The organism is Acinetobacter sp. A47 (assembly GCF_000805455.1).
GTDB lineage: Bacteria > Pseudomonadota > Gammaproteobacteria > Pseudomonadales > Moraxellaceae > Acinetobacter.
This window is the reverse complement of record NZ_JSUS01000064.1, coordinates 326,614-347,469: the sequence shown is the minus strand read 5'-3', so window position 1 is coordinate 347,469 and position 20,856 is coordinate 326,614. Positions and strand designations below refer to the sequence as shown.

19 protein-coding genes are annotated in these 20,856 nt (G+C 43.4%); 7 read left to right on the top strand and 12 right to left on the bottom strand.

Annotated elements, in window-relative coordinates; genetic code table 11:
* Positions 1 to 53: 53 nt before the first annotated feature.
* From OC23_RS13780 to OC23_RS13765, 4 genes are all read right to left on the bottom strand, one after another.
* Positions 54 to 1,220: an ATP phosphoribosyltransferase regulatory subunit gene (locus OC23_RS13780; RefSeq protein WP_038345457.1), complete on the bottom strand. Its 1,167-nt coding sequence runs from the start codon at positions 1,218 to 1,220 to the stop codon at positions 54 to 56.
* A gap of 177 nt (positions 1,221 to 1,397) precedes the next feature.
* Positions 1,398 to 2,489 carry a hypothetical protein gene (locus OC23_RS13775; protein ID WP_038345455.1) on the bottom strand — a complete coding sequence of 364 codons (1,092 nt, stop codon included), beginning with the start codon at positions 2,487 to 2,489 and terminating at the stop codon, positions 1,398 to 1,400.
* Positions 2,490 to 2,554: 65 nt separating this feature from the next.
* Positions 2,555 to 2,869, bottom strand: a complete 315-nt coding sequence (locus OC23_RS13770) for a hypothetical protein (RefSeq protein WP_038345454.1) — start codon at positions 2,867 to 2,869, stop codon at positions 2,555 to 2,557.
* Between the two features lie 40 nt (positions 2,870 to 2,909).
* The gene (locus OC23_RS13765) at positions 2,910 to 3,935 is read right to left on the bottom strand and encodes a type I glyceraldehyde-3-phosphate dehydrogenase (protein WP_038345452.1); all 1,026 of its coding nucleotides are present in this window, start codon (positions 3,933 to 3,935) and stop codon (positions 2,910 to 2,912) included.
* Positions 3,936 to 4,192: 257 nt separating this feature from the next.
* On the opposite strand from OC23_RS13765, the gene alaS reads away from it, so the two are divergent.
* The 3 genes from alaS to csrA all read left to right on the top strand — a co-directional run bounded on the left by alaS (position 4,193) and on the right by csrA (position 8,731).
* Positions 4,193 to 6,883 (top strand): alanine--tRNA ligase, encoded by a 2,691-nt coding sequence (alaS, locus tag OC23_RS13760; RefSeq protein WP_171194795.1) that lies wholly within the window; start codon positions 4,193 to 4,195, stop codon positions 6,881 to 6,883.
* 66 nt (positions 6,884 to 6,949) lie between these two features.
* A complete protein-coding gene (locus OC23_RS13755) occupies positions 6,950 to 8,230 on the top strand; it encodes an aspartate kinase (RefSeq protein WP_038345450.1) in 1,281 nt (426 codons plus the stop codon).
* 237 nt (positions 8,231 to 8,467) lie between these two features.
* A complete protein-coding gene (gene csrA / locus OC23_RS13750) occupies positions 8,468 to 8,731 on the top strand; it encodes a carbon storage regulator CsrA (protein WP_004771563.1) in 264 nt (87 codons plus the stop codon).
* A gap of 55 nt (positions 8,732 to 8,786) precedes the next feature.
* On the opposite strand, the gene rnhB is transcribed toward csrA, so the two are convergent.
* Both rnhB and OC23_RS13740 read right to left on the bottom strand, forming a co-directional pair.
* Positions 8,787 to 9,392: a ribonuclease HII gene (gene rnhB / locus OC23_RS13745; protein WP_319802644.1), complete on the bottom strand. Its 606-nt coding sequence runs from the start codon at positions 9,390 to 9,392 to the stop codon at positions 8,787 to 8,789.
* Positions 9,392 to 9,775, bottom strand: coding sequence for a hypothetical protein (locus tag OC23_RS13740; RefSeq protein WP_038345448.1), 384 nt, complete (start codon positions 9,773 to 9,775; stop codon positions 9,392 to 9,394). The genes rnhB and OC23_RS13740 overlap by 1 nt, the downstream gene beginning before the upstream one ends.
* A 222-nt stretch (positions 9,776 to 9,997) precedes the next feature.
* Between OC23_RS13740 and OC23_RS13735 the strand changes: the two genes are divergently transcribed.
* Positions 9,998 to 10,555 (top strand): cytochrome b, encoded by a 558-nt coding sequence (locus OC23_RS13735; protein ID WP_038345447.1) that lies wholly within the window; start codon positions 9,998 to 10,000, stop codon positions 10,553 to 10,555.
* 53 nt (positions 10,556 to 10,608) lie between these two features.
* Here the strand turns inward: OC23_RS13735 and OC23_RS13730 are convergent, their stop codons facing one another.
* The 4 genes from OC23_RS13730 to OC23_RS13715 all read right to left on the bottom strand — a co-directional run bounded on the left by OC23_RS13730 (position 10,609) and on the right by OC23_RS13715 (position 16,121).
* A complete protein-coding gene (locus OC23_RS13730) occupies positions 10,609 to 11,607 on the bottom strand; it encodes an adenosine deaminase (protein WP_038345446.1) in 999 nt (332 codons plus the stop codon).
* Positions 11,608 to 11,719: 112 nt separating this feature from the next.
* On the bottom strand, positions 11,720 to 13,039 hold the full coding sequence (locus OC23_RS13725) for an NCS2 family permease (RefSeq protein ID WP_038345445.1): 1,320 nt from the start codon (positions 13,037 to 13,039) through the stop codon (positions 11,720 to 11,722).
* A 329-nt stretch (positions 13,040 to 13,368) separates the two neighbouring features.
* Positions 13,369 to 13,554, bottom strand: coding sequence for a hypothetical protein (locus OC23_RS13720; protein WP_038345443.1), 186 nt, complete (start codon positions 13,552 to 13,554; stop codon positions 13,369 to 13,371).
* Between the two features lie 320 nt (positions 13,555 to 13,874).
* Positions 13,875 to 16,121 (bottom strand): TonB-dependent receptor, encoded by a 2,247-nt coding sequence (locus OC23_RS13715; RefSeq protein ID WP_038345442.1) that lies wholly within the window; start codon positions 16,119 to 16,121, stop codon positions 13,875 to 13,877.
* Between the two features lie 324 nt (positions 16,122 to 16,445).
* Between OC23_RS13715 and OC23_RS13710 the strand changes: the two genes are divergently transcribed.
* Complete coding sequence (locus OC23_RS13710; RefSeq protein ID WP_038345441.1) at positions 16,446 to 16,679, top strand: DUF6500 family protein; 234 nt, start codon at positions 16,446 to 16,448, stop codon at positions 16,677 to 16,679.
* 130 nt (positions 16,680 to 16,809) lie between these two features.
* Here the strand turns inward: OC23_RS13710 and OC23_RS13705 are convergent, their stop codons facing one another.
* Positions 16,810 to 17,142: a DMT family transporter gene (locus OC23_RS13705; RefSeq protein WP_038345440.1), complete on the bottom strand. Its 333-nt coding sequence runs from the start codon at positions 17,140 to 17,142 to the stop codon at positions 16,810 to 16,812.
* Positions 17,143 to 17,253: 111 nt separating this feature from the next.
* The gene (mnmG, locus tag OC23_RS13700; protein ID WP_038345439.1) at positions 17,254 to 19,134 is read right to left on the bottom strand and encodes a tRNA uridine-5-carboxymethylaminomethyl(34) synthesis enzyme MnmG; all 1,881 of its coding nucleotides are present in this window, start codon (positions 19,132 to 19,134) and stop codon (positions 17,254 to 17,256) included.
* A gap of 251 nt (positions 19,135 to 19,385) precedes the next feature.
* Between mnmG and OC23_RS13695 the strand changes: the two genes are divergently transcribed.
* A complete protein-coding gene (locus OC23_RS13695; RefSeq protein WP_038345438.1) occupies positions 19,386 to 19,757 on the top strand; it encodes a hypothetical protein in 372 nt (123 codons plus the stop codon).
* Between the two features lie 185 nt (positions 19,758 to 19,942).
* Positions 19,943 to 20,845 carry a 50S ribosomal protein L11 methyltransferase gene (gene prmA, locus OC23_RS13690; protein WP_038345437.1) on the top strand — a complete coding sequence of 301 codons (903 nt, stop codon included), beginning with the start codon at positions 19,943 to 19,945 and terminating at the stop codon, positions 20,843 to 20,845.
* The last annotated feature ends 11 nt before the right edge of the window (positions 20,846 to 20,856 follow it).

Below are 20,856 nucleotides of genomic sequence, written 5' to 3'. Positions count from 1 at the left end.
CTCATTACATCATGCTGTTAAAATTGGAAACCAGATGTTAAATCACCTGGCAATTAAATCTGTTCAATCACCCATTGACCATTTTGTGACACCATCTGATGGGTCGCATAAGGTACCGAGCTTAAATCATCATTACCTAACAACTGCACCACGCGTAAACCTTTGGCACGCGCTTCTGCAATTGCCTTTACTAAATCCTGCTGATTGCCTTTTGGAGCGACAACAGTTTCAATCTCTACAAACTGTGTGGCACCTAAAGCATATAAGTCACAACTGAATCCTGTCGCTGGACGTGAACGGCCAAAATGTTCGCCAATCCCGTCGTAACGGCCACCCTGAGCCAGTGGCGCAGCGCGGTTCGGTGCATAAATGGCATACATCAGGCCAGTGTGGTAGTGGTAACTGCGTAGCTCAACCACGTCCACACCGATGTTCAGATTTGGCCAGCTTGACTGGATTTGCGCTAAAGTTGTTTTCAAAGCATCAAAAGCAATTTTGAAATCAACATCATTTAAGATTTCCTGACTTAAATGATCTTGTAATGCATCCAGATCACTTGCATAGCGACCCAAGGCATAAAAGTCCGCACCCATTGCCAAATTCTGGGTAAACTCTTCCAGCTCAGGTAATGCCTTACGCTGATATAAATCCGAAAGTTCGCTTTCAGTATTCTTGTTGAGTCCGGCACGCTTCACCAGACTACGGAACAGGCCAACATGCCCCAGATCTAAATGGGCACCTTCAAGCGTATGCGTATGCTCGATTAAAGCCAGCATGACATTGACCATCTCAACATCGGCTTCAATGCTGTCATGACCATACAACTCGGCCCCCAACTGTAAAGGTGCGCGGGTTGCATTAAAATTCTGTGGTTTGGTATGCAAGACTGAACCTGCATAGCAATAACGCGCCACGCCTTCAACCGGACGGACATGGGCATCAATACGGGCAACTTGCGGGGTCATATCCGCCCGAACGCCGAGTAAACGGCCAGACAGCTGGTCAATTACTTTGAAGGTAACAAGGTCTAAATCCTGATTAGATTCTGAAAGTAAAGACAACGATTCGATGTATTCAATAAATGGCGTATAAACCAGCTGATAACCTCGAGCTGCGAGGAAATCGAGTGCTTCTCGACGCAATGTTTCAACAACTTGCGCTTGTTCGGGCAATACATCTGCTACCCCGTCAGGGAGCAACCATGTCTCTGAAATGGTCATGTTCCAAACCTAAAATCTGTTCAATGTGGAGGCATCCACACAAAAAGCAACCACATAAAAAAATCGGGTGAATGCCCGATTCAGCGTAGTGTAGCACGAAGATTTATGTGATGCACCTTCGAATTTGCATAAATCTTTATAGTTTTATAATCCGGCCATCTCAACTCGAATATAAAATTAATGATTAGATTCAACAGATTGAGTGATTACATTTGAAATACTCGTCGTTGTTTTTAACCCCAAGAACTGTCCAACATCTGAACTATCGCCTTGCTTCCAGTTGATCAGGTTCAGTGTTTTGATTGCATTGACAGCCTGAGTGTTGAATGCAAAACAGCCTTTCTCCAGCTTGGCAATATTTAAACCTTGTCTTTGTCTCAGCCATACATCTATCGGGGAATCTCCACCTCGATAAGGATGACTTTTTTCATAGGCCAAATGCTTGTCTGCATCCCATACATGACCAGAAACAAACTGGCTATTGGTACTTTGATTTTCACTATTTCCCAATCTACTGTCTGTTTCAGCCGTCTCTAGATTTTCTAATGCAATCAGCTTATAGCCATGCCATTCAGCATCTAAAAGTCTGTAATATTTCTTATCTTCCGCCAAATGATTATATCGATCTGCAATGTATTGCTTCTGCTCACCAAATGATGGAAAAGCACTAAAAGACAGATCAGATTCAACATGGGCCTGATTCCACTGAGTCTCTTTTAAACGATAGCAATAGCTCCCTTTAGGGAATACAGCGTTTTTATAGCTTTGGTAAAATTTAATTAAATTCTGATCCAGCCGATCCGGGCTGGCTGTTAAATCAAAATGTTCCCGATAACCCGGCATGACCCGATCAAAGATGTTTTCACCTTCTAATTTTATCCATTCAAAGTTTAAATTTTGCTTGAGTTCAGGCGTGCGCTCATACAACCATTGCGTAGAAGATATCCTTCTTATTACATTGGATTGTGGCGTACCTTTTTCTATCACTTTTGTTTCAGTCAATATCTTCTGGTCTAAAGGTTCGTTATGTGACTTATTGAAATTAATCTGATTATTCTTAATAGAATAGTTTGTTACCTCAAAATAGTCCTCAACAATATTGTCATAGGGTTTAGGCTCCTGATAATAAACCTGGTAAAGCACATCTTCCTGAGTAGGTTTTTCTTCAACTTTAGCTTCATCATTATGACCAGAGCCACCACCACAGGCTGACAACAGCACAGTAGTTACGAAAATACCAACCTTGTTATTTTTAGAATTCTTTACCATATCATCACTTTACATTATTTATTATCAAAAAATTCATATCAGTCAATTCAATTATAAAAATCGGACTAAAGGCTTTTGTTGCTTCCTTTAACCATCATTTCTAACACATTGACCAGTTCAACATTCTGCTTTTCCAGTGCAGCAATATTGGCCACCGTCCGGTCCAGCACTTCCTGCTGCACATGCATTTTTTTCGCCAGATCCTGCATGATTTCCAGACTTTTCTTGAGATGCAGCTCCAGATGCAGCACTTTTTCCTCAAGTTGCACCATCTGGATATCCGGTGATTGAACGTCTACATTTTTGAACTGTAGCCAGAATAAAAATACCACTGCCATCAACAACAAAAGCAAAAAGCCCCAGATCAATATCATTGTCATCCATTACTCCAGATTATTCTTTTATCTATTTATTTAAAAATTAATCACAAAATGATTCACACAAATCCAGTAAGCGGTTTGCATATCCCCATTCATTATCATACCACGCGAAAACTTTTGCCTGATGTCCCACTACCATAGTTTGGGTCAAATCGACAATTAAAGAATAAGGTGAATGATTAAAGTCACTCGACACCAGATCTTCATCCGTCACTTGCATAATCTGCGCATAATCGAATTGTGCAGCCTTGGTTAAGACTTGATTGACTTTATGCACGGTAATCGGTGAATGCGAGACAAAGGTTAAATCAATGGCGGCGACATTAATGGTCGGAACACGAATGGAATAACCATCAATACGATTTTCCATTTTCGGCATGACCTGTTTTAACGCACCCAAGGCACTCGAAGTCGTCGGAATAATATTCTGGCCAGATGCTCGGGCACGGCGTAAGTCCCGATGGGCATGGTCCAGTACCGACTGGTCAGCAGTAACCGCATGTATTTCGGTCATTAATGCCGTATCAATCCCGAAAGCGTCATCAATAATCTTGACCAGCGGCACCAAAGCCTGGGTCGTACACGACACACTGGATATAATCTGATCCGTTGCTTTGACCTCGCTGTGATTGACACCATATACAATGGCAGCATCTACCGAATCAAATGGCGCAGCGCCGATAATCACACGTTTGGCCCCGGCTTCCACATGACGGGTTGCATCGGCACGTGAGCGGAATAACCCTGTACATTCAAGAACTACATCTACATTCAAGCTGGCCCAAGGCAATAATTCGGGTTTACCCTGCTTAAAAACCTGCAGTTTTAACTGGCGTTGATTGGACTGGATATCCAGAAAAATATTTTCATTTTCAATCAGAATTTTAACTTGCCCGGCAAAACGGCCATGCGTGGTATCATACTTGAATAAATGAACCAGCGTTTGTACGTCAGCTATATCATTAATGGCCACAATTTCAAATTGAAACTGTTTCGGACTTTCAAACCATGCACGTAATACATTCCGGCCAATTCGACCAAATCCATTGATAGCGATACGTTGCATGTAGCGTCCTTATTCATCAAAACATCATCTTATCTATGCTATATGGTAAAACATGAAGTACATTGTTGAATATAGATTTTTAGCTTAAACACAGTTTTATATGATATTGCATGCAAAATCGTTGGTGAGGCAGGCATTTTCCGTTATAATTTAGCACTTTTAAAATCTATGCCACGCACTGGGTTCGATTGTAGAACGTTAAAGACAACGTGCCTTGTTGCATATAGCCAAATTCAAAATTATGGAGTGTCTTGGTTGTGAGTACTCGCTTTATGACATCAGCTGAAATCCGTGAAGCATTTTTGCGTTATTTCGAATCGCAAGGGCATACACGCGTCGCGTCGAGTTCTCTCGTTCCCGCCAACGACCCAACCTTGCTATTTACCAATGCCGGCATGAACCAGTTTAAAGACTGCTTCCTTGGGCTGGAAAAGCGCGATTATGTCCGTGCAGTTTCGTCACAAAAATGTGTCCGTGCGGGCGGTAAACATAATGACCTCGACAACGTAGGTTACACCGCACGTCACCATACCTTCTTTGAAATGTTAGGTAACTTCTCTTTCGGTGATTATTTCAAACAGAATGCACTCAAGTTTGCCTGGGAATTTTTAACCAGCGAACAATGGTTAGGTTTACCGAAAGACCGTTTATATGTCACGGTTTATCACACTGATGATGAAGCCTTTGATATCTGGAACAAAGAAATCGGTCTGGATGCCAGCCGTATTATCCGTATTGGTGACAATAAAGGCGGCCAATACGCATCAGACAACTTCTGGGCAATGGGCGACACAGGCCCATGTGGTCCATGTTCTGAGATTTTCTATGATCATGGCGATCATATCTGGGGGGGCTTACCGGGCTCACCAGAAGAAGATGGCGACCGTTTCATCGAAATCTGGAACAACGTTTTCATGCAGTTCAACCGTACTGCCGATGGCGTAATGCACCCTCTTCCAGCACCGTCTGTCGATACAGGTATGGGCCTGGAGCGTATTTCTGCGGTCTTGCAACATGTTAATTCAAACTATGAAATTGACCTGTTCCAGCACTTGCTCAAAGCAGCAGCCAACATCATTGGTCTGGATACATCAGCAATTGAAGCTGAAGCAAAAGCACAGAATAAACCGGTTGAATATCCGGCTTCGTTAAAAGTCATTGCAGACCATGCTCGTTCTTGCTGCTTCCTGATCGCCGATGGTGTCAACCCGTCTAATGAAGGACGTGGTTATGTATTGCGCCGTATCATTCGTCGTGCAGTGCGTCATGGCAACAAGTTGGGTGCAACGGGAACATTCTTCTACAAGATGTTGCAACCACTGATTGAAGTAATGGGTGATGCCTATCCTGAACTTGCAGCCCAGCAGGCACGCATTGAAGCGCAGCTGGTAAAAGAAGAAGAGCAATTTGCCAAAACACTTGAGCAAGGCCTGAAATTACTTGAAGGTGAGCTGGCTCAGTTAAAAGGCAATGTCATTCCAGGTGAAACCGTATTTAAACTGTATGATACCTATGGCTTCCCAACAGATTTAACTGCCGATATCGCTCGTGAACGTGATCTGACCATTGACGAAGCTGGTTTTGAAGTGGAAATGGCAGCACAACGTCAACGTGCACGTGATGCCGGCAAATTCGCAGTTGACTACAACAGCATTGTAAAAGTTGAAGGCGAAACCCAGTTTGATGGCTATGACGCGACTCAAGGCCAAGGTCAGATTGTTGCAATCTATAAAGATGGCGTTCAAGTTGACGAAGTCAATGAAGGCGATGAAGCCCTGATCGTACTGAACCAGACCCCGTTCTATGCAGAAAGCGGTGGCCAGATTGGTGACACTGGTATTTTCAAGAACGATACCGGTATCTTTGAAGTACAGGATACAAAAAAATCGGGTGGTGCTTTTGTACACCAGGGGATCGTAACGGTTGGTAGCTTAAAAGCGGCTCAACAAGTCGAAGCGACGGTTAAGGCAGACATTCGTGCAGCAACAGCGCGTAACCACTCAGCAACTCACCTTTTGCATGCTGCTCTACGCCAGATACTTGGTTCTCATGTACAGCAAAAAGGCTCTCTGGTTGCAAGCGATGTTTTACGCTTTGACTTTGCTAATGATCAGCCTGTTTCATTTGAACAGTTGCAACAGATCGAGCGCTTAGTTAATGCTGAAATCATTGCCAATACAGCCGTGAGTACCGAACTGCTGGATATCGACACCGCAAAAGCCAAAGGTGCGATGATGCTGTTCGGTGAAAAATATGGCGAGGAAGTTCGCGTATTGTCTATGGGCTCTGTGATTGATGAGAAAAACTTCTCGATCGAACTCTGTGGCGGTATACATGTAAAACGTACCGGTGATATTGGCCTGTTCAAAATTACCTCTGAAGGTGGTGTTGCCGCAGGTGTTCGCCGTATTGAAGCAGTGACCGGCACCAAGGCTCTCGAAGTGGTACAAAAAGCAGAAACCGATATCCAGACGATTAACGGACTGCTGAAAGCCCAAAAAGACCAGACTGTAGAGAAAGTTGAAAGCATTGTTGAAACAGCGTCTAGCCTGCAAAAGCAAATCGAGCAATTGAATCAGAAGCTGGCAAGCTTCCAGGCAGCAGAACTATTAGGTCAAGTGCAAGAAATTGCCGGTCGTCAAACACTTATTACATCGGTAAAAGGTTTAGATGCCAAATCATTACGCAATCTGCATGACAGCGTAAAATCAAAATTGGAAGATGCAGTCATTATTTTAGCTGGTATTGAAGGCGATAAAGTGAGTTTAATCGCCTCAGTTGCTAAACAGTATGCTGCAACTCTAAAAGCAGGTGACATTATCAAACACCTGGCTCAAGAGCTGGGTGGTAAAGGTGGTGGTAAACCTGACTTAGCACAAGGTGGCGCGCCACTTAACGAGAAGTTTGATCAAGTCATGGCGGCTTTGCCAGCCTGGCTGAATCAATAATCAGAACTTCACTTTTGTGTAACTGACCCTGATGCCTCTCAGGGTCATGGCTTATATGGAACAACTATGGCTTTAATCGTTCAAAAATATGGCGGAACCTCAATGGGTACTCCTGAGCGCATTTTAAATGTTGCTCGTCGTGTCAAGCGCTGGCATGATCATGGTCACAAGGTGGTCGTGGTCGTATCTGCAATGAGTGGTGAAACCAACCGCTTACTTGCGCTTGCCAAAGCCATTACCAGCACCCCTGACCCACGTGAACTGGATCAAATGGTGTCAACGGGTGAACAAGTAACGATTTCCATGTTAGCTATGGCACTCAATTCAATTGGTGTAGAAGCTAAATCATATACAGGTCGTCAGGTTGGGATCAAAACCGATAGCGCGTTTACCAAAGCACGCATTGAATCGATTGATACTGATGTGATGACGGCCGATCTGGATGCAGGCCGTGTCATCGTGGTTGCTGGCTTCCAGGGTTACGATGCGCATGGCAACACCACAACCTTAGGCCGTGGTGGTTCTGACACTTCCGGGGTTGCCCTTGCAGCAGCATTAAAAGCAGATGAATGCCAGATTTATACCGATGTGGACGGTGTGTATACTACTGACCCGCGTGTTGCACCGAAAGCGAAAAAAGTTGACCGTATCTCTTTTGAAGAAATGCTTGAAATGGCATCTTTAGGTTCAAAAGTGTTACAAATCCGCTCTGTTGAATTCGCAGGCAAATATCAGGTTCCATTACGCGTATTATCAAGTTTTGATAATGAAGATGATGGTGCATTTGATGAAGATTTCAAACAAAACGTAGGCACCCTAATTACGACTGAGGCAGAAGACGATATGGAACAACCAATCATTGCAGGTATTGCATTTAACCGTGACGAAGCGAAATTAACCATTTTGGGTGTTCCTGACGAGCCAGGCATTGCATCTAAAATCTTGTCACCTATCAGTGATGCCAACATTGAAGTGGATATGATTATCCAGAATGTTGAGGAAGATGGTACTACCGATTTTACATTTACCGTCAATCGCAATGATCTGGCCAAGGCTAAAGCAATCCTCGACCAGACAGCAAGCAGCATTGAAGGTTGTGAAGTTGTAACACGTGATGACATCGTAAAAGTATCGATCGTAGGCGTCGGTATGCGCTCTCATGCAGGCGTAGCGAGCAAAATGTTCACTGCTCTGGCTGAAGAAAGCATTAATATTCTCATGATTTCTACATCAGAAATTAAGGTTTCTGTCCTGATTGAAGAAAATTATCTTGAGCTGGCAGTTCGTTGTTTACATACAGCTTTTGGCCTAGACCGTGAACACGGCGAAAGCAGTGCGCGTGCTTAATTATTAGCTGCTTAAACACATTTACTTGTGAGTAAATAAGAAAAAAAACAGAGCCACTATAGTTTTTTTTATAGTGGCTCTGTTATATTAGCCCTGAGGTTTTTAAGAAGATTCTCACAGGACTTACGAAAAAGAATGTTTTTTACATAATTCTGTTAGAATTTTCTGTATATTAGGCTGTGCTTTCAAACAATGAATTCCCTGTCGCAAGTTTAAGCGTTTAGCAAGGAGATAAACATGCTGATTCTGACCCGTCGTGTCGGAGAAACATTAATGATTGGGGATCAAGTCAGTGTTACTGTGCTTGGCGTAAAAGGCAATCAGGTGCGTATTGGTGTAAATGCTCCAAAAGAAGTTTCTGTGCATCGTGAGGAAATTTACCAACGTATCCAACATGAACGTGCCATGCATGAGCATCTGCAACATCTTGATCAAGATTATCAACATTCTTACGAAGAAGATAATAACGAGTTCCCTCGTCATAATAACTTCAACCGTTAATGTGCAGAATTTTTTCTGAATGATTAAAGCGACTATTCTTAGTCGCTTTAATTGTTTATAGGCCTAGTGCTTTTTTAACTGGCCCATAACTGCGGCGGTGTTCATCAATGACACCATGGGCCGCGATCGCTTCAAAATGAGCCTTGGTTGGATATCCTTTATGTTTTGCAAAACCATAATCAGGATATTGCTGGTCAAGGGCCTGCATCTGGCGATCACGCGTGACTTTTGCCAGAATACTGGCTGCACTGATCTCGGCATGACTTGCATCCCCGCCCACAATTGCTTCACATGGAATCACCATCCCTTTCGGTATCTGATTCCCATCTACAATCACCTTGAGCGGCCGGGCATGCAAACCATCCACCGCACGACACATTGCCAGAAAAGTTGCCTGCAGGATATTAAGCTCATCAATTTCAGCATGTGTTGCTTCGGCAATCGACCATGCCAAGGCTTTTTCCTGAATCTCCAGGAATAATTTTTCCCGCTTCTTTTCGGTCAGCTTCTTAGAATCATTCAACCCCTCTATCGGGTTGTCTGGATCTAAAATGACGGCAGCAGCAACAACAGAACCCACCAGTGGCCCGCGCCCTGCTTCATCCACACCCGCAATTGTCATACTACATCTCTCAAAACAGGCTGATGACTCAGCCTTTATTAACCGGCTTTCTTGAACGTTTCAGCTACACATGCATTGACCGTCTGTGAAACCACCTGAGTCACAATTGTTGCGCGTGCAGCAGGATCAATTGCAGCCGTCGCCAACTCAACGCCAGTTACGCTATTGGGCGCTTTTTCACTCACACAACCACACACTTCAGTCTGGATGCTATCACGCTGCTCTGCAGTCATTACACGGGTCGCAGTTTTCCATGCTGGCAAGGTATTAATCTCATTAATACATTTTGCATTTACGGCAACTTTTAATGCTGCCATGCCCAGTTGCTGAGACGTCGCACCCGCCGAGCTTGTTCCATCAGGAGTTACACATCCTGTTAAAGCTAAAACAACAGGGGCAACAACAAGTACCAACTTTTTCATGATTTCTAACCTGTATCTAAATTTTTGGCAGGCGTATTGTGCCTAAATGGCCGACGTTATGATATGACTCAATGCAATCTTTACATAATATAACAATTGTTGCACCGGGAACCCAGCTCAACCGTTGCAGCCATAAAACGCTCCGTTACATTTACGTTGTATGCGAATGAAACCGTGCTATTTAGAATTAAATGACTCATCTATCACAGCTAGGATGTTGCGATGTCAACCTCAGCCCAATATTACACACGGACAGCACAAATTCTTCATTGGCTTATGGCTGCAATTTTTATTATTGCCTGGCTGATCGGCTTTTATAGTGGTAACTTTCTCAGCTACGAGGTTGATGGCAGCTTTAAAGGAAATGTCATTACACTTCATAAAAATATTGCCACAACAATTATTTTTCTGGTCGTAATCCGGATTTTATGGCGCTATACCCATCCTGTCCCGCAACTTCCGGACAGCATGTCGCCCATGATGAAAACCCTCGCCCATGCCGGACATTTCTTTCTGTACTTAATGTTGCTGGCCCTTCCGATTACAGGCTGTTTATTTAGCTGGAGCGCCGGTCACCCGGCACCTGTACTGTATTTATTCGAAATTCCACGTCTAGTGCAGGACAATCCGGACCTGCTTGCCATCGTCAAGCCTCTGCATATTTATCTGTCATGGTTCGCAGGCTTGCTGGTTGCAGGACATATACTGGCCGCAATCAAGCACCATGTAGTTGATAAAGATAATGTGCTACTGAGCATGTTACGTCAGCCGAAAAAGTAAAACATGCAGACATAAAAAAAACCGCTTTACGCGGTTTTTTTTATGTGAACCATTTAGAGCTTGTTGACTTCAGCAATCCACTTTTGCTTTGCTTCATCAGCAATAAACGAAGCCTCAAAAGAGTTAATCGCCAGTTGCTTTAACTCTTCATTACTCAATTCCAGCGCTTGCTGAATGGCAATGAAGTTATCATTCATATAACCACCGAAGTATGAAGGATCATCCGAGTTCACTGTGACATGAACGCCTTTTTGCAATAAACGGCGAATATTGTGATCTGCCATGTCCTTCACAACACAAAGCTTCAGATTGCTTAAAGGACATACCGTCAACGGCATCTTTTCTGCAATCAGGCGCGTCATCAGACGCTCGTCTTCTTCCGAGCGCACCCCATGGTCAATCCGGTTAACCTTGAGCAAATCCAGCGCTTCCCAGATGTATTCTGGCGGGCCTTCTTCCCCTGCGTGCGCCACAATCAGGAAACCTGCTTCACGTGCCTTGGCAAAGACACGCTCAAATTTCGAAGGTGGATGCCCTACTTCACTTGAGTCAAGGCCAATCGCAATAATGTCATCTTTAAATGGTAACGCCTGTTCAAGGGTTTCAAACGCTTTTTCTTCACTTAAATGACGCAGGAAGCACATGATCAAGTGCGAGCTAATGCCTAATTTTTCCTGTGCATCATGGCAGGCACGTTTCAGGCCAGCCAGCACCGTGGCAAATGCCACCCCACGCTCGGTATGCGTTTGCGGATCAAAGAACATTTCGGTATGTACCACATGATCTTCAGCACATTTTTCAAAATATGCCCAAGCCAGGTCATAAAAGTCCTGCTCGTGCACCAGCACATTTGCGCCAGCATAGTAGATATCTAAAAAAGATTGAAGATTATGAAAGTTATAGGCTTGTTTCACTTCTTCAACAGATTGGTAGGGAATCTGAATCTGATTACGCTGTGCAATAGCAAACATCAGTTCCGGTTCAAAAGTCCCTTCAATATGCACATGCAATTCGGCTTTGGGTAAGGCACGAATCAGCTCGATTTGATTCATATGAACTCCACGTCTAAAGAAAAAAGGGTGTTACCAGATGAACACCCTTTTCGGGTTCCCTGCCTGAATAACAATACAAGCAAGGAATAAGGTAAAAATGATAAATATGAGATTAACCACCAAAGGCAGCAAATTTGAATACCCAAAGCGCAGCGATAATCCACACCATGTATGGTACGGTTTTTGCCTTGCCTGTTAACAGCTTGACTAATGCATAACTGATAAAGCCCATCGCAATACCATCAGCGATTGAATATGCAAACGGCATGAATACGATAGTTAAAAATGCAGGCACAGCTTCAGTAATATCATCCCAGTCAATATTGGTGATTCCCTGAATCATCAATACACCAATAAACAATAGTGCCGGAGCAGTTGCAAAACCCGGAACAGATTGAGCCAATGGCGCAAGGAACAAACAGCCTACAAACAGGCATGCGACAACAACAGCCGTCAAACCAGTACGGCCGCCTGCTGCAACACCAGATGCCGATTCAATATAAGGTGTGGTTGATGAAGTACCTAAGGCAGCACCCGCAACAATGGCAGTTGAGTCAGCAAACAAGGCTTTTTTCAATCGCGGTAATTTGCCATCTTGTAACAAACCCGCCCGATGCGAAACCCCAACCAGTGTCCCGGTACTGTCGAACAGGTCAACAATAAAGAAGACAAAGATCACGCCCACCATACTGGCTGTAAACAGACCTTCAAAGTCCATTTGCATGAATGTCGGCGCAATTGAAGGAATCTCTCCCACTACGCCTTTAAATTCGTTTAAACCCAGTAATGTCGCGATTGCAGTTACAGCCAAGATGCTGATAATGATTGCACCACGTACTTTAAACTGATGTAACAACACAATCAGCAAAAAGCCGAACAAGGCAAGTAACACGGTTGGCTGTTTAATATCACCCAAACCAACCAAGGTTGCCTGATTTGCAACAATAATCCCTGAGTTCTTTAATGCAACCAAAGCCAGGAACAAACCAATACCGCCCCCAATGGCAAACTTGAGTGACATCGGAATTGCATTGACAATGGCTTCACGGATTTTGAAGAAGCTGATCGCCAGGAAAATAATGCCTGAGACAAAAACTGCGGCCAGCGCAGTTTGCCATGGAACACCCATGCCAAGACAGACGGAATAAGTAAAATAAGCATTCAAGCCCATACCAGGTGCTAATGCGATTGGATAATTCGCAATAATCCCCATAACCAAACAGCCGATTGCAGCAGCCAGACAGGTCGCAACAAACACCGCACCATGATCCATTCCGGTTTCAGAAAGAATAAGCGGATTTACAATAATGATGTAACACATGGTTAAGAATGTGGTTACACCTGCCAAAACTTCCGTTCTAAAGTTAGTTTTGTTATCGCTTAATTTAAATAAGCGTTCTAACAAACCAGCTGAAGCATTAGGCGTTGTCATAACATAGCACCTGTTAAAATCTAAGATCGTAGGACGTGAAATCTATCCTCTTGTGCGACAATCTTGTTTGAATTTGCACAAAAGAGTACCCGAAGCTAGAAAGCAATCTATATGCCAGCTTGGTACTTGTTACATAGACAACATGTATAAATTTAATTTCGCTATCAAAACGTAAAAAGCCGCATTTCTTGATGCAGCTTTTTATTTAGTGGCAAATATTTTAGCAGATTCTCATTAAAACTTGCGCACCACAAAGTAAAAAAAGATCACTTAATCGGCGAACTCCCCAAAAGCACAGCACTTCCCCAGCATACTCAAGAGCTGATCAACTAATGGTTGGGTTTATAAGAAGATAAATGTGTACGGGGATCATGCTGAATAGTATTCAGGCTATGTTCAGCATCCTCAACGACCTTGATAAGTTCCTGACGTTTTTTTGTTTGGGCATCCACATAAGCCACATAGCCTAGAACCAGAATCGCAAAGCTTACGAGTAGTGTCACTACAATCTTCATTATTATTATCTCTATTTTAATATTTGCTTTAATACTAGCAAAAAAGTACCAAACGAAGTAAAAATAAGCATAATAAAACCAAAAATGTTAACCACGTCACAATTATACAGTTGTTTTTAATGCTTGGATGAATATTTTTTACTCAATCAAATAGTAGAATATTACCGTAATTTAAGCAATGACATTTTATATCGCAAGACGATAAGGCCCAGAAGCAGCTTTTTATTTCGAGCTTTTTTTCTTGAACCCCTTCAAAAAAATATCCCTGCCAGAACAGGGATATTCAAAAAGCAAATTGACCATAAAGCCAGATCAATACTCTAGAACTGGTAATTTAAACGCACCAAGAAATTGCGTGGAGTTCCCGGCATTGACTCTGAACGCCAGTACTCTTTATTCGTCAGATTATTGACCGCAAGAGTAAGGTTCCATGGATTGGCACTATAGCCAATTGCTGCATCAAGGCGGGTAAAACCGGCAAAATCATTCGCAACCCGATCCAGATTACCATTTGGATAAATTTTAGCATCACCCACATATGTTGCGCCGACTTCACCATAAATCTTATCGGTTGGTAAATAGCGAACAAACAGATTTCCGGTATGACGCGGCGTATTGTTTAAAACCTTGCCGACATTGTCCGGCTTGTGATCCTTAGTCACCTCGGTATCCATGTAACTATAACCGCCACGGACAAAAAGATTGTCTAATGCCCGCCCAATAAAGCTAAACTCAACACCCTTGGACTGATGCTGTCCACCGACAACCCATTCTTCAGGTTTATTTTCAGGTTCTGGCTGATAACGGATATTATTCTTACGGATATCATAAACAGAAAGCTGGGTACTTAAACGGTCATTTAACCAGTCGCTCTTCACCCCGACTTCATACTGTTCGTTATATTGTGGTTTAGCATCAAATGCATTTACATCAGTATTTGCAGATACGACATTTACCCCAACCCGGCCACCAAATGGTGCAAAGCTTTTACTGTAAGAGGCATAGAAGCTTTGGCTTTCAACAGGTTGCCAGATAAAACCGATATTAGGGCTAAAACTTTCTCCATCAATGCTGCGCTGGTAGTCTTTATCGCCACTGTTTTTTAGGCGGTTAGTGGTTTGTGAACTAAAATAGTCATAGCGCCCACCCAGCATGACTTTAAAATAGTCATTAAAGCTAATTAAATCCTGGATAAATAAACCATAACCTTCTGACTGGTTGTAGTTATGTTGATTAATGGCTTTATTACCTGCGCGATTTTGTTGTGTAAGCGCACCTGTTAATGGATCATAAAATCCGTCAATTCTTGAACCATTCATATTTTTATTTGCCAATAGCGGTTCACGTTGTTCGTAGGTCCAGTCGGCTCCGACCAGCAGGTTATGCTTTAAACGACCAGTATCAAACTCACCACGAATATCAAAGGTATTGCTGGTGGTTTTATTATTTGTTTTCTGCCAATAATAATTTTGCGAAATTTTTCCTACATTATTATAGCAACGGCGTTGCTCCTCCGGGACATAATTACTGTCTCCAACCCTACTGCTTTCACCATTACTTGTAGTTGATCTGGTCGCACAGTAGGTACCACCATAAAAATGATCAAAGTTTTGTTCAGCCTGACGATAGCTCAATGCCCAGTGGAAATTCCAGTTTGGCGCAAACTCGTAATTCAGGTCAGAACGTGCAACCTGCAGGATATCATTGACGAAATCTCCTTCCTGCGCAAAACCGGTCTTGATCGAAGTGCCCTTTGGCAAAGCCGTATAAGATGGACCACGGTCTGGAACCCGATGCAATTTGTCATAGGTATATTGCATCGTCCAGGTAAGCCCTTCATCATTTTTATAAGTAAAACTTGGTGACAGCATTTCGATCTTATTTTCGATTCCTGAACGGAAGCTATCTGACTGGCCATATTCCCCAGTTAAACGTACCGCAACATTATCGGTCAGCACCTGATTTAAATCGAGGGTGGTGCCATAATTATCATAAGAACCACCATAAACCCCAACCGAACTTTTTGAGTCAAAATTGGCAAACTTACTCACCATATTAATGACACCTCCCCCCGAACTACGTCCATAAAGTACAGAGGCCGGGCCTTTTAAAATCTCGATCCGCTCAATATTGGCAGTGCTACGGCGCACCTGTCCGCTTTCCCGGATACCGTCACGATAAATATCGCCTGTATCTGCATTGAATCCTCTTAAATTAATGCCATCACCACGCATGTCATACCCGGTGGAAACCCCAGCTGTACCTTGCAGCATCACACTCAAGTCATTGGCCCCATAAATTTTGTACTTTTGCACATCAATGGTATCAATGGTCTGTGGAATATCTTTTTTATTGAGTCCATTACGTGTGACACTGGCTTGTTGATAATCGATATAACTCTTGACTGGATCCAGCTCGCTCATTGCCTCGATTTTAATGGTTGGCATCACTGCGGTTGGGGCGTTGGTCTCATTGGCAATCGCATAGTGCGCTTGCAACATCATGATACTGAACAGACTAAACTTAAAAACAGGTGCACCACTTCCACCCAAGCAAGAAGAATTCATAAAATTTCCAGAAAAACGCAGACTAAAATTAAAAAAAACTTAAAAATATACAAACGCAACAATTTTAATAAAAATCATTCTCATTTTCATTACTTTTCTATTGATTTCATTTTTTCTGTCTATTTGTTAAACAGTCGGCTTTTTAGCGAAATGGATATGGATTGTTAACTTTCCACAAACTGCCCGGAATAAAGGTACGGTTTGCCTTGATTGAGGATATTTGCCTTTTATATCAAAAATGACTTTATGGTAGTTTGCATTGAAACTTAACAAATCAGACAGGTATGCTATGTCGTCCCCGATCAAGCCCCGGATTATTCAAATATGAGAGCTGAACTCAAGGCCAAAATTATTCAAGTCTGCGAAGAAAAAATTGCCAAAAAAGGCAGTGATGTCGGGCTGTCATTTTATGCTTTTTTTGCCAATAAAAATGATGATCCTGAATGTTTGATGGAAGCAGCGCACTGGTGGATTATGCAACATCGGCTTGATCATTTTGAAAAAGCCACAAAAGTTAAAGCGCTCATCTTAAATCAAACTGATCAAGAAAGTGCCTGACCGAATCGCACGCCCCTTCGCCGCCTTATCAGCTGTTTTAGACCAACCTATTCAATCCGGCCAATAAGCAATGCACACATAACAGTGCCTGGCTAAAAGTGAAATTTAGGTTCGGTTTTAAGAGGCTGCATTAATGTGTAGCAGATTTTGACAACAGATTTAAGATCAGTACCCCACTCATGATCAGCACTATGCCAATGATCCCCCAAACATCCAGTTTCTGGTCAAATACAAACCAGGCTACCGTGGTAATCAGGACAATTCCGACTCCAGACCAGATGGCATACGCAATCCCGACAGGAATGGTTTTAAGGGTCAAGGACAGGCAATAGAATGCAACCAGATACCCGACCACCACAACAATTGAAGCAACCGGTTTGGTAAAGCCCTCACTACTTTTTAATGCCGAAGTCGCAATCACTTCTGCAATAATTGCAATAAACAAGATAATCCAGTTCTTCATTTACCACGCCCTCAGCCAGTCCAGATGATCAGGATAAAGCATCCATAGAAAAAAACACCCTTATGATCAAGGGTGTTTTTAATGTCAGTTTCTGATAGACCAAGCTATCAGTTATGCCGACTTCTTTGCCATATTATTTTTACGGATGGTAATCATCAGTAACTGTACAGCCGCTGGTGTCACCCCCGGAATACGGCTTGCTTGTGCCAGAGTTTCCGGACGTACAGTTTTTAACTTCAAGGTAATCTCACGCGATAAACCTGAAATACCGTCATATTCAAAATCAGCCGGTATACGAGTTTCCTCAAGGCGTTTTAGCTGGGCAACATCTTCATGCTGACGGTTAATATAACCTTCATACTTCACCGCAATTTCGATTTGCTCACCCACTTGCTGTGAAACTTCCGAACCGGTTAATTCTGCAATTTGCTCAAAGTTAATATTTGGACGTTTAAGCAAGTCAATCGCACTACATTCCTTGCTCAGATCAGCGCCCGTCATCTCAACGAATTTTTTACCCATCGGATTATTTGGCGCTGCCCACAAATGCTGTAAACGGGAAGTTTCGCGCTCAACTGCTTCCATTTTCTCGCTATAAGCTGCCCAACGCTCGTCATCGACCAGACCAAGCTCACGACCAATTGTCGTTAAACGCTGATCCGCATTGTCTTCGCGCAACATCAGGCGGTATTCCGCACGTGAGGTAAACATACGGTATGGCTCTTTTGTTCCCAGCGTAATCAGGTCATCGACCAGTACACCCATATATGCCTGATCACGTTTCGGCGTCCACTCATCCTGCTCCCAGGCACGGCGTGCAGCATTTAGACCGGCCAGCAAACCTTGTGCGCCCGCTTCTTCATAACCTGTAGTACCGTTAATCTGACCGGCAAAATACAAGTTCTGAATGGCTTTGGTTTCCAGCGTAAATTTCAGTGCCTGTGGATTGAAATAATCATATTCAATGGCATAGCCAGGACGCAGGATATGTGCATTTTCCATACCGCGAATCGAACGAACCAGATTGAACTGCACATCAAATGGTAATGAAGTCGAAATACCGTTTGGATAAAGCTCATGGGTATCCAGACCTTCTGGCTCCAGGAAGACCTGATGCGAGTCTTTATCGGCAAAACGATGAATCTTGTCTTCAATTGAAGGGCAATAACGTGGCCCTACACCCTCAATCACACCGGTATACATCGGTGAACGGTCCAGACCGCCACGAATAATTTCATGGGTTTTTTCACTGGTATGGGTGATATAGCAATTGACCTGCTCAGGATGCATGGATACATCGCCCATAAATGACATTACCGGTGACGGGAAATCGCCCGGTTGTGGCGTCATGACAGAGAAATCAACAGTACGGGCATCAATACGCGGAGGCGTACCTGTTTTTAAACGTCCAACCGGAAGTTTGAGTTCACGTAAACGATGCGCCAGTGCAATTGATGGAGGATCACCTGCCCGGCCACCACTTGAGTTTTGTAAACCGACATGAATCACGCCGCCCAGAAAGGTTCCTGTGGTCAGTACAACCGTTTTGGTGTCAAAACGGATTCCCATCTGGGTCACCACACCCTTCACTGTATCGCCTTCAACAATCAGGTCATCCGCTGCCTGCTGGAAGATATCCAGATTGGCCTGATTTTCCAGAGTATGACGAATAGCAGCTTTATAGCGTACACGGTCTGCCTGTGCACGTGTTGCACGAACAGCAGCGCCCTTACGCGAGTTGAGAATACGGAACTGGATACCGCCCTTATCTGCCGCAAGGGCCATTGCGCCGCCCAGGGCATCGATCTCACGGACCAGATGTGATTTACCAATACCACCAATTGCCGGGTTACAGCTCATCTGCCCCAAAGTTTCAATATTATGCGTCAACAATAATGTTTGTCTTCCCATACGAGCCGCAGCAAGCGCCGCTTCCGTACCAGCGTGACCGCCACCAATTACGATAACGTCGTAAACTTTAGGATAGTGCATAGTGGTAAATATGTATTCAAAAAATGACAGAGTATTATACAGGAGTTTTGGATCAAATTGGCAAAAACCGTCGATATTCTTGTTGAACCCAAGCCGCTTTAGCGCCGGCAAAACATACAAAAAGAAACGTTCTGTTGCATTTTCATCTTATACTTAACAGAGCTGCCTAAACTATTAACTCGAACACCACTGTTTTATTTGATGAATTTCTTATCCTAAAAAGTGCATAACAAATACTTTAGGAAAATGATATGAACACAAAGCTTTTATTTTCATCTCTTATTTGTGGCCTATGTTTTAGTGTAGCTGCACATGCGGCAGATACCAAAGCAACCCAAGATCAGCAAGCCAAAAAGTATCAACAGGTTTGTAAAGGCAAAAAACAAGGCGATCCAGTTTCATTTGCCTATAAAGGTGTTGTTTTCAATGGCTCATGTGAACCGAATGAAGCCGGCAAGCTTGCTTTCCAGCCACCAATGCCAGCCTCAAACGCTGCTGTAGATACTCAAAGCCGCATTTCGGAAACCCAGTCAGCGCCTCGTCCAGTCAGTAGTGCACCAATGGAAGCGGCACCTGTCGCACCTGCACCGGCAGCTCCAGGTGTAGAACAAACTGCACCTTAATTGCAGCACAAATAAAGAAGGTCTTTATGGCCTTCTTTTTTTATCAATCCCATCTGAAAAATAATAAGATAAAGCCTGCTTGCCAAATTATTTGCTCTTAAAATTGTAATCTGCCTATTTTATAATCCCTTTAATAAGTTTTAATCTATTACAATACCCACAAATACATTTATTTAGGTTTTCCTGTGAACTGGCTACAAATTCATATTACTGTTGATCAAAATCAAGTTGAACTTACCGAGACATTGCTTCTTTCATTAGGTGCGGTGAGTGTTACTTTGGATGATGCAGAAGATCAGGCACTGCTTGAGCCATTACCTGGGGAGACCCCGCTTTGGAACAAGGTCATCGTGACCGGTATTTACCAGCAAGAAGAAGATGACCCGATTGATGTAGATGCTTTGGAAACTTTCCTTAAAGCTCAACTTCCAGATGTGCCGATGCGCCATGAATACCTTGAAAATCAGGTCTGGGAACGTGCATGGATGGATTATTATGAGCCAATCCAGATTAGCGAAAAATTCTGGATTGTCCCGGAATGGCTAGAGCCACCAGAAGCAGACGCAACCAACATCAAGCTTGATCCAGGGCTGGCTTTTGGTACAGGCAACCACGCCAGCACCTTCTTATGCTTGCAATGGTTAGGCAAAACCGACGTCAAAGACAAAGTCGTGATCGATTATGGCTGCGGTTCAGGCATTTTAGGTGTTGCAGCCCTTTTGCTGGGTGCAAAAAAAGTCTATGCAACCGATATTGATCCGCAAGCTGTACTGGCAACCAAGCAAAATGCCGAGTTAAATGGCGTGCTTGACCGTCTTTATGTCGGTTTGCCTGAAGAGTTTGATCAGGAATTCAAACCTCAACAGGCAGACATTCTGGTGGCCAACATTCTTGCCGCTCCGCTTATGGCACTTGCGCCTGAATTCTCAACTTTAATAAAAAATGAGGGAGAGTTCGCACTTGCCGGTGTAATTGAAGAGCAAGTTGCTGATGTTTCTAGCGTTTACGCTGAGTTTTTTGATATATTAGAGATCGAAAAGCGTGAAGAAAACTGGTGTCGCATTTCAGGAAAACGAAAAACAAACTGAGAACTTTATAA

Excerpts from the sequence above, each read along its gene's own strand:
- OC23_RS13695 (WP_038345438.1), top strand. The coding sequence starts at position 19,386 with ATGAACACAAAGCTTTTATTTTCATCTCTTATTTGTGGCCTATGTTTT.
- OC23_RS13720 (WP_038345443.1), bottom strand. The coding sequence starts at position 13,554 with ATGAAGATTGTAGTGACACTACTCGTAAGCTTTGCGATTCTGGTTCTA.
- OC23_RS13710 (WP_038345441.1), top strand. The coding sequence starts at position 16,446 with ATGAGAGCTGAACTCAAGGCCAAAATTATTCAAGTCTGCGAAGAAAAA.
- OC23_RS13740 (WP_038345448.1), bottom strand. The coding sequence starts at position 9,775 with ATGAAAAAGTTGGTACTTGTTGTTGCCCCTGTTGTTTTAGCTTTAACA.
- OC23_RS13730 (WP_038345446.1), bottom strand. The coding sequence starts at position 11,607 with ATGAATCAAATCGAGCTGATTCGTGCCTTACCCAAAGCCGAATTGCAT.
- OC23_RS13780 (WP_038345457.1), bottom strand. The coding sequence starts at position 1,220 with ATGACCATTTCAGAGACATGGTTGCTCCCTGACGGGGTAGCAGATGTA.
- OC23_RS13770 (WP_038345454.1), bottom strand. The coding sequence starts at position 2,869 with ATGACAATGATATTGATCTGGGGCTTTTTGCTTTTGTTGTTGATGGCA.
- OC23_RS13775 (WP_038345455.1), bottom strand. The coding sequence starts at position 2,489 with ATGGTAAAGAATTCTAAAAATAACAAGGTTGGTATTTTCGTAACTACT.
- OC23_RS13755 (WP_038345450.1), top strand. The coding sequence starts at position 6,950 with ATGGCTTTAATCGTTCAAAAATATGGCGGAACCTCAATGGGTACTCCT.
- csrA (WP_004771563.1), top strand. The coding sequence starts at position 8,468 with ATGCTGATTCTGACCCGTCGTGTCGGAGAAACATTAATGATTGGGGAT.
- OC23_RS13715 (WP_038345442.1), bottom strand. The coding sequence starts at position 16,121 with ATGAATTCTTCTTGCTTGGGTGGAAGTGGTGCACCTGTTTTTAAGTTT.
- OC23_RS13705 (WP_038345440.1), bottom strand. The coding sequence starts at position 17,142 with ATGAAGAACTGGATTATCTTGTTTATTGCAATTATTGCAGAAGTGATT.
- OC23_RS13735 (WP_038345447.1), top strand. The coding sequence starts at position 9,998 with ATGTCAACCTCAGCCCAATATTACACACGGACAGCACAAATTCTTCAT.
- mnmG (WP_038345439.1), bottom strand. The coding sequence starts at position 19,134 with ATGCACTATCCTAAAGTTTACGACGTTATCGTAATTGGTGGCGGTCAC.
- OC23_RS13725 (WP_038345445.1), bottom strand. The coding sequence starts at position 13,039 with ATGACAACGCCTAATGCTTCAGCTGGTTTGTTAGAACGCTTATTTAAA.
- OC23_RS13765 (WP_038345452.1), bottom strand. The coding sequence starts at position 3,935 with ATGCAACGTATCGCTATCAATGGATTTGGTCGAATTGGCCGGAATGTA.